We start from the raw sequence: 9,848 nt of genomic DNA, 5'->3' as shown, positions 1-9,848 counted from the left end.
GGGGAGGTGCGGGCGTCGTTGGGGGCGCTTGATCCTTCGTTGGGTGTGGTGGTGGTTGCTGCGGTGAATGGGCCGGTGGCGACGGTGGTTTCGGGTGATGTGGGTGCGGTGGATGAGGTTGTGCGGGTGTGGGGGGAGAAGGGGGTGCGGACGCGGCGGTTGGCGGTGAGTCATGCGTTTCATTCGCCGCATATGGAGGGTGTGCTGGGTGAGTTCCGGCGGGTGTTGGAGGGGGTGGAGTTCGGGGCTCCCGGTATTCCGGTCGTGTCGAATGTGACGGGTGTGGTGGCGGACGCGAGTGAGTTCGGTTCGGCGGAGTACTGGGTGCGGCATGTGCGGGAGGCGGTGCGGTTCTACGACGGGGTGGTGCATCTGCGTGAGCAGGGTGTGACCCGGTTCGTGGAGCTGGGACCCGACGCCACCCTCACCGCCCTGACGCAGCAGGCACTCGACGACGACCACGACGTATCGGTCCTGCCCACCCTGCGCCGCGACCAGCCGGAAACCGACACCCTGGCCAAGGCCCTCGGCACGCTGCACACCTGGGGCCTGCGGGTCGACTGGCCCACCTGGTTCGCCGGCACGGAGGCCCGCCCCGTCACACTGCCGACCTACGCCTTCCAACGCGAGCGGTACTGGATGCGCGCCGACGACGGCGGTGCCGCGACCACGGCAGGACCGAACGACACCGGGCACCCGCTCCTCGGCCATCGGACGGCCGTCGCACACACCGGCGACCTGCTCTTCACCGCCCGAGTCCTGCCCGACACCCACGACTGGACCGCCGACCACGCCGTCCTCGACGCCCCGGTGCTGCCCTCGTCCGCCCTGGTGGAGGCGCTGACCCGGATGGCCGACCACGGCGACGCCGGAACACTGCGCCACCTCACCGTGCACCGGCCCCTGGTCCTTCCCGGCGACGGAGCCGCACAGCTGCAGATCGTCGTCCACGCCGAGGACGACTCGGGCCGCCGCCCCCTGTCGGTCCATCTCCGCCCCGACGACGCCGAGTCCCCCTGGACCCTGCACGCCGAGGGAGAGCTCGCCCCCGACGACCGGCCCTCCGCAGCCGGCCGGGGCTTCGACGACCGGGGCGAAGTCCGGCTCCCCGACGATCTGTTGCCCGACGCGGCCCGGTACGGACTGCATCCGGTGCTCCTCGAAGAGTCCGTACGCGACGCGCTCGGCCCGGCACCGGCGGGCAGCACCCGGTTCGCCGAACGGTGGGAGGGCGTACGCGTGCACACCACGGGCGCCACGGTCGTACGGGTCCTGACCGAACCCGGCGAAGCGGACTCGCTCTCCCTGCGGCTCCTCGACACCACGGGGCAGCCCGTGCTCACCGTCGACCGCCTCACCTTCCGTGACGTACCCGACGACCGGTTCGTGCCGTCGGACGGCCGGGCACTTCCGCTGTACACGATGGCCTGGCAACCCCTCACGCCCCCACCGTCCACGGCCTCGCCCGAGGGCTGGGCGGTGGTCGACTCACAGGACCCGAAGGATCCGCAGGGCACGGAGGGCATGGAAGGCACGGCCAGCATCGACGCGCTCCGTTTCCCGGACGTCCCCGCGCTCGCCGCCGCAATGCGGGACGGGGCACCGGTCCGGCATCTGCTCGTGGAGTTCGCGGAGACCGGCTCGACACGGCGTCTCATCGGGCAGGCGCTGACCCTCGTCCAGGAGTGGCTCGCCGAGCCGCTCCTGGCCGACACCCGCCTGGTCGTCCTCACCCGAGGCGCCGTCGCCGTCGATGCCGAGGGAGTCGACGACCCGGAGGCCGCCGCCGTCTGGGGGCTGCTGAGGTCCGCGCAGACGGAGGCTCCCGAGCGGATCGTGCTGCTCGACACCGACGGCGCCCCGGTGCCGGACACCGTGCTGGCCGGTCTGGCGGCCTCGGGCGAACCGCAGGCCGCGCTGCGCTCCGGCACCCTGCTCGTGCCTCGACTCGAGCGCGTCGAACAGGACACCGAGGACACCGCGCCGAGCCCGTGGGCGTCGCACGGCACCGTGCTCGTCACCGGCGCCGGGGGAGCACTCGCCGACGTAATAGCCCGGCATCTGGTCGCCGAACACGGCGTACGTCATCTCCTGCTGCTGGACGACCGGGCCGACGGCACCTGGCCGGGGCCCGAACTGCTGGCGGATCTGCACGCCTCGGGTGCCGACGTCACCGCCCTCGCCTGCGACACCGCCGACCACGCGGCCCTGCGGGCGGCACTGACCGCCATACCCGAGCACCGTCCGCTCACCGCGGTGGTGCACACCGCCGCGCTGCCCGACGAGATCGCGCTGTCCGAGCTGACGCCCGGGCGCCTGCAATCCATGCTGCGGTCCACCGCGGACACGGCATGGCAGCTGCACGAACTCACCCGTGAGCTGGACCTGTCGGCCTTCGTGCTGTGCACCTCAGGCGCGGGCGCGATCGGCGGGGCCGGCCGGGCCGGCGACTCGGCGACGGCCGCCTACCTCGACGGCCTCGCCCGCCACCGCACGGCCCTCGGCCTGCCCGCCACGTCCCTGGCCCTCGGACCGTGGGACCAGGCCGCCTCGACAGGTTCCCCCTCCACCCGCCTTCCGTTGCGTGAACTCACGGCCCGGGACGGGACGGACGCCTTCGACGCCGCACTGCGCTCGGACCGGCCGGCGCTGGTCGCCGTACGCCTGGACGGTGCCGCGCTGCGGGCCGGCGCCGGCCTCCCCGCCGTACTGAGCTCCCTCGTCAGGACACCGGGGCGGGCGCGCGCGGCGGGCGCCGGGTCCGGCACGCCGGCGCTGAGTCTGGCGGGCCTGACCGTGCAGGAGCGGCACCAGACCGTCCTGGACCTGGTCAGGGCCGAATCGGCCGCCGTGCTCGGCCACGCGGACGCCGGTGCCGTCGCCGCCGACCGGGCCTTCCAGGAACTCGGCTTCGACTCCATGACCGTCGTCGAGCTGCGCAACCGCATCACCGCGCGCACCGGCATCGCCCTGTCGGCGACGCTCGCCTTCGACCACCCCTCGCCCGCGGCGCTCACCGAGTACCTACTGGCCCAGCTCGCCTCGGAACACGAGGCCGCCTCCCTCTCGCCCGTCGACGGCGAACTACGGCGCCTGGAGGCGCTGTTGCGCCAGGCGCCCGAGGACGCGGCGGAGCGGCACGACATCGTCGTACGTCTGCAGACCCTGCTGTCACGGCTGACGGAGGCCGACGAGGAGCGTCCGTCCGCGGACCTGACGGGCCGTATCGAGGCGGCCTCCGCCGAGGAGATCTTCGCCCTCATCGACGACCAACTGGGCGGATCCACCGACTGATCAGGTACGACCCCGCCCCTGAGTACACAGAGGAACAGAGGTTCCCCATGTCCACCATGTCCAACGAAGACAAACTGCTCGAATACCTCAAGAAGGTCACCGCCGACCTGCAGAAGTCCCGCCGGCGCGTCGCCGAGCTGGAGTCGGGCAGGAACGAGCCCATCGCGATCGTCGGCATGGCCTGCCGCTTCCCCGGTGCCGACTCCCCGGCCGACCTGTGGCAGTTGGTCATGGACGAGACCGATGCCATCTCGGAGTTCCCGACGGACCGCGGCTGGGACCTGGACAACCTCTACGACCCGGACCCCGCCAAGCCCGGCCGCACCCATGTCCGGCACGGCGGGTTCCTGAAGGACGCCACACGGTTCGACGCGGCCTTCTTCGGGATCTCCCCGCGCGAGGCCCTGGCCATGGACCCGCAGCAGCGCCTGCTGCTGGAGACGGCCTGGGAGGCGTTCGAGAGCGCCGGTGTCGATCCGGCCGGCCTCAAGGGCACCCGCACCGGTGTGTTCACCGGGCTCGTCGAGCAGAGCTACCTCGGCCTGCCGACACCCACGGAGTTCGACGGCTACCTGATGACCAGCATGCTCAGCAGCATGGCGTCGGGCCGTATCGCCTACGTCCTCGGCCTCGAAGGCCCGGCCGTGTCCATCGACACGGCGTGCTCGTCGTCGCTGACCGCCCTGCACCTCGCCGTGCAGTCACTGCGCGCCGGGGAGTGCACGCTGGCCCTGGCCGGAGCGTCGTACGTCGCCGCGAACCCCGTCGGCCACATCGACTTCTCGCAGCAGCAGGGCCTCGCCGCCGACGGACGCTGCAAGCCGTTCTCCGAGTCGGCCGACGGCATCGGCTGGTCGGAGGGCGTGGGCCTGCTTCTGGTGGAGCGGTTGTCGGACGCGCGTCGCAACGGGCACACGGTTCTTGCGGTGGTGCGGGGTTCGGCGGTGAATCAGGACGGTGCGAGCAACGGGTTGACGGCGCCGAACGGTCCGTCGCAGGAGCGGGTGATCCGTCAGGCGCTGGCGAACGCCCGGTTGGCCGCCGCGGATGTGGACGTGGTGGAGGCGCACGGGACCGGTACGACGCTGGGCGACCCGATCGAGGCGCAGGCCTTGTTGAACACCTACGGTCAGGAGCGGCCTGATGGTGATCGGCCCTTGTGGCTCGGGTCGTTGAAGTCGAACATCGGGCATGCCCAGGCTGCGGCCGGTGTCGGCGGGATCATCAAGATGGTGCAGGCGATACAGCACGGCGTGCTGCCCAAGTCGCTGCATTCCGAGAAGCGGACGTCTGTGGTCGACTGGGACGCGGGCGCGGTGGAGCTGCTGACCGAGGCCCGGCCCTGGCCCGAGACCGGGCGCCCGCGCCGTGCCGCCGTGTCGGCGTTCGGCGCCAGCGGCACCAACGCCCACGTCATCATCGAGCAGGCACCCCCGGCCGACGAGACCGATCGGACCGACGAGACCGACGAGACCGACGGGTCCCGCACGTCCGCCTCGGCCACCGGCCCGATCACACCGCCCTGGACCCTGTCCGCCAGGTCCGCCCAGGCGCTGCGCGACCAGGCCCGCAAACTCCTGGACCACCTCCGGGACGAGCCCGACCTGCGGCCGTGGGACGTGGCCTACTCCCTGGCCACCGGCCGCTCCCACCTCAGCCACCGGGCCGCCGTCGTCGGTACCGGACCCGACGAGGTGCTCGCGGGCCTGCGCGCACTGAGCGACGGCGAGAACTCGCCGCACCTGGTCACCGGCCGGGTCGCCGAACCCGGCAAGACCGTCTTCGTCTTCCCCGGCCAGGGCGGCCAGTGGCCCGGCATGGCCGTGGAACTCCTCGACACCTCCGAGGTGTTCGCCACGCAGATCCGCGCCTGCGGCGAGGCGCTCGCCCCGTACGTCGACTGGTCCCTCGAAGACGTGCTGCGCCAGGCCGACGGCGCCCCCTCGCTCGACCGGGTCGACGTCATCCAGCCCGCGTCCTTCGCGGTGGCCGTCTCCCTTGCCGCGCTGTGGCGGGCGCACGGAGTCGAGCCCGCGGCCGTCGTGGGCTCCTCCCAGGGGGAGGTCGCGGCGGCCTACGTCAGCGGCGGACTGACCCTGGCGGACGCCGCGCGCGTGGCCGCCATCCGCAGCCAGGTCACCAGCGCGCTCGAAGGCCGCGGCGGCATCGCCTCCGTCGCCCTGTCCCGCGACGAACTCGCCGCCCGCATCGAGGGCTGGGGCGACCGGCTGTCGATCGCGGTCGTCAACGGCCCCGGCTCGACGGTCGTCTCCGGCGACCACGAGGCACTGGAGAAGTTCGTCGAGGAGTGCAAGGCCGAGGGCATCCGCACCCGCCGCTTCCACGCCGACTACGCCTCCCACTCGGCCCAGGTCGAGGAGATCCGCGACCGGCTGCTGCACGACCTGGCGCCGATCCGGCCCCGGCCCGGCACCGTGCCCTTCTACTCCACGGTCACCGCGGGTCCGCTGGACACCACCGAACTCGGCGCCGAGTACTGGTACCGGAACCTGCGCCACCCCGTGGAGTTCGAGGAGACCACCCGCACCCTGGTCGGCCACGGTCACCGCACCTTCGTCGAGGTCGGCCCCCACCCGGTGCTGGCCCCCGTACTGGAGGACAGCCTCGACAACCCCGTGGTCGTCGGTACCCTGCGGCGCGAATCGGGCGGCCTGGCACAGTTCCTCACCTCGCTGGCCAGGCTGCACACCGGCGGTGGCACCGTCGACTGGCACGCCCTCTACGCCGGGCACGACGTGCGCCGCACGCCCCTGCCCACGTACGCCTTCCAGCGCGAGCGCCACTGGTACGAGGCCTCCGCCGCCGGCACCGACACCGGCCGCCTCGGCGTGGCCGCGGCCGAGCACCCGTTGCTCGGCGCCGCCGTCGCCGTGGCCGGCTCCGGGGAGACCCTGCTCACCGGCAGGCTCTCGGCACGCACCCACCCCTGGCTGGCCGAGCACACCGTCCACGACGCCGCCGTGCTGGCGCCCGCGGTCCTCGCCGAACTGGCCGTACGGGCCGGTGACGAGCTGGCCCTGAACGCCGTCGACGAACTCTCCGTCCACCAGCCCCTGGTGCTGCCCGACCGGCAGGGACTCCAGATCCAGCTGGCCGTGGCCGGCGACGACTCCGCCTCGGAACGCGCCTTCACCGTGCACGCCAGGCCCGACGCCGGCGACGTCACCTGGCAGCGCGTCGCCTCCGGCCGGCTCGGCCGGCACGGCACCGGCGGCGGCGCCGACCTGACCCAGTGGCCGCCCGCCGACGCCGTGCCCCTGTCGCCGCACGACATCGGCGAGCGCCTCGGGGCGACCGCGACGGACGACGGCCCGCTGACCGGGGTGTGGCGCCGCGGCGACGAGGTGTACGCCGAGGTCCGCCTCCCCGACGAACTCCAGCGCCGGGCAACGGACTTCGGCCTGCACCCCGTACTCCTTCAGGCCGCCCTCCAGGCGCTGCCGCTCGCCGTGGACCTGCCGGGCGACCCGGGGGCGTGGCTCGCCTCCCGCTGGCAGGGCTTCCGACTGCACGCCACCGGAGCCGCCGGCCTGCGGGTCCGTATCCGCCCCCTGGGGTCCGACACCGTGTCCGTGACCGTCGCCGACCAGCAGGGACGGCCGCTGGCCACGATCGAGTCGCTCACCGCGCGCCCCGTCACCACCGAGGAACTCGGCCGCAGCGCGGCACGTGTGCAGGACGACCTGCTGCACGTCGGCTGGCGGCCCGTCCGGCTCACCGCCGACACGGAGCACCTCACCCTGCTGCAGCTGGACACCGACCGCTTCGACGCGGCGCAGACCGTCGACCTGGCAGCCGTCGGGGCGGCCGCCACCGGGCCGCGGCCCCCGGCCGCCGTGCTCTCCTGGCATGCCGCACCGACGGGCGCCGACCCCGTCCGGGCCGTGTACGACGCCACGCACAAGGCCCTGGACCTGGTCAGGGAGTGGCTCGCCGACGAACGCCTCGAATCCGTCCCGCTCGTCCTGGTCACCCAGGGCGCCGTCGCGGTCGGCGACGAGGACGTCACCGACCTCGCGGCCGGCGCCGTATGGGGCCTGCTGCGCTCCGCGCAGGCGGAGTCGCCCGGCCGTTTCGTCCTCGTCGACACCGACGGCGACGAGGCCTCCCTTGCGGCGCTGCCCGCGGTCGTCCGCTCCGGGCAGGCCCAGGCGGCGATCCGGGCCGGCCACGCCCTCGTCCCGCGGGTGGCACGCGTCGACGCCGCGAGCGCCGACACCGCGCCCAGCGGCACCTGGAACCCGGACGGCACCGTCCTGATCACCGGCGGCACCGGCACCCTCGGCGCCCTGTTCGCCCGGCACCTGGTTCTCGAACACGGCGTACGGCACCTGCTGCTGACCAGCCGCAGCGGCCCCGCCGCACCCGGTGCCGGCGAACTGCGCGACGCGCTCACCGCCCTGGGCGCCCACGTCACCGTCGCCGCCTGCGACACCGCCGACCGCTCCGCCCTCGCGGAACTGCTCGCCGCCGTCCCCGCCGACCGGCCCCTGACCGGTGTGGTGCACGCGGCCGGTGTCCTCAGCGACGGCCTCATCACCGCGCTGACCCCCGAACGCCTCGACGCCGTACTGCGCCCCAAGGTCGACGCCGCCTGGCATCTGCACGACCTCACCCGCGACCTCGACCTGTCGGCGTTCGTGCTGTTCTCCTCCCTCGCCGGAGTGATCGGCAGCGCGGGCCAGTCCAACTACGCGGCGGCCAACTCCTTCCTCGACTCCCTCGCCCTGCACCGAAAGGCCCACGGCCTCCCCGCGACCTCCGTGGCCTGGGGCCTGTGGGAGCAGCTGAGCGCCATGGCGGCGAACCTCGACGAGGCCGACGTGGACCGGATCGTCCGCTCGGGCTTCGGGCTCGTCGCCTCCGACCGCGGACCCGCCGCCCTCGACCTCGCGCTGCGGCTCGGCCACGCCACCCTGGTCGGCGTGCCCGTCGACATGGCCACCCTGCGCGAACAGCCCACCCGGGCACCCCTGTTGTTCGCCGACCTGGCCCGCACACCGCTGCGCCGCAGCGCCCAGGACGGCACCCTCGGCGCGGACTCGCTGGCCGCCCTCCTCCAGGGCCGCTCGGCCGACGAGCGGTACGACATCGTGCTCGACCTGGTCCGCGCCGAGGTGGCGGCGGTCCTCGGCCACCCCGACCCCGGAGCCATCGGGGCGGACCACCGCTTCACCGAGCTGGGCTTCGACTCGCTCACCTCCGTCGAACTGCGCAACCGCCTGGGCGAGGCGGTGGGCAGCCGGCTGCCGGCCAGCCTCGTGTTCGACCGGCCCACCCCCGGCGAGCTCGCCGCGCACCTGTGCGCCGAGGTGCTGCCCGGCGGGGACCGCACGTCGGCCCCTGCCATGGAGACCGACTTCGCCGCGGAGATCACCCTCGACGAGGACATCCGGCCCGCCGCTGAGGTGGTGCGGGTCACCGAGAGCCCCCGCGAGGTGCTGCTGACCGGTGTCACCGGGTTCCTCGGCGCCTTCCTGCTGCGCGACCTCCTCGCGACGACCGGGGCCACCGTGCACTGCCTGGTCCGGGCCGCCGACGAGCACGAGGGGCTGCGGCGGGTCAGGGCCAACCTGGAGTGGTACCGCATCTGGGACGAGGTCGACCCCGACCGGATCCGTGTCGTCGTGGGCGACCTGGGCGCACCGGGGCTCGGGCTCGACGAGGACCACTTCGACCGGCTCGCCCGGACCGTCGACGCCGTCTACCACGCGGGCGCCGCGGTCAACTGGATCCAGCCGTACCCCACGCTGAGCGCGGCCAACGTCGCCGGTACCCGGGAGCTGCTGCGGCTCGCCGCCCGGCACCGCACCGTGCCCCTGCACCACGTCTCGACCACCGGCGTCTTCCCCGGGCCCGTGACCCGCGGTGTGCCGCTGGAGGTCACCGACCCGACCGGCCCCGGCGCGGCACTGCCCAACGGCTACACGCAGAGCAAGTGGGTGGCCGAGCAGATCATCGGCATCGCCCGCTCCCGGGGCCTTCCGGTGAACGTCTACCGCGTCGACCAGGTCGCCGGAGACCAGGTCAACGGCGCCTGCCAGACCCGTGACTTCGTCTGGCTGACCGTCAAGGGCGTCCTCCAGGCGGGCTCGGTCCCCCGGGACCTGCCCGGCGTCTTCCGGCTGATGCCGGTGGACTACGCCAGCGCCGCCCTGGTCGCCCTGTCGCGCACCGAGGACGCCGCCGGAGGCACCTTCCACCTCTACAACGACACCCATGTGACCCTGGAACGGATCGTGACCCGGCTGCGCGCCGCCGGCCACCAGGTGACCGAGATCGCCCAGGCCGACTGGTTCGACCTGGTCAGGGCCGACCCGGACAACGCCGTCGCGCCGCTGCTGGACGCCGTCGAACTCCTCATCGAGGACAGCGAGTCCTTCTACCCGGCGATCTCCACCACACAGACCGCCGCCGCCCTCGAAGGCACCGGCATCAGCTGCCCGCCGGTCTCGGACGAACTCCTCGACAGGTACATCGGGTTCTTCGCGGAGAGCGGCTATCTTCCCGATCCTGAACAGGGCTGACGCACC

2 protein-coding genes are annotated in these 9,848 nt (G+C 73.5%); both read left to right on the top strand.

What is annotated here, in order from left to right:
- Positions 1 to 6 precede the first annotated feature (6 nt).
- Positions 7 to 3,294: a type I polyketide synthase gene (locus L0P92_RS13810; RefSeq protein WP_308289719.1), complete on the top strand. Its 3,288-nt coding sequence runs from the start codon at positions 7 to 9 to the stop codon at positions 3,292 to 3,294.
- A 56-nt stretch (positions 3,295 to 3,350) separates the two neighbouring features.
- Entirely contained in the window at positions 3,351 to 9,842 is a 6,492-nt protein-coding gene (locus L0P92_RS13805) for a type I polyketide synthase (protein ID WP_234762893.1), read from the top strand.
- The last annotated feature ends 6 nt before the right edge of the window (positions 9,843 to 9,848 follow it).

Origin of the sequence: Streptomyces muensis, from assembly GCF_021474425.1 — a bacterium.
Classification (GTDB): domain Bacteria; phylum Actinomycetota; class Actinomycetes; order Streptomycetales; family Streptomycetaceae; genus Streptomyces; species Streptomyces muensis.
This window is presented reverse-complemented; position numbering and strand designations above follow the sequence as displayed.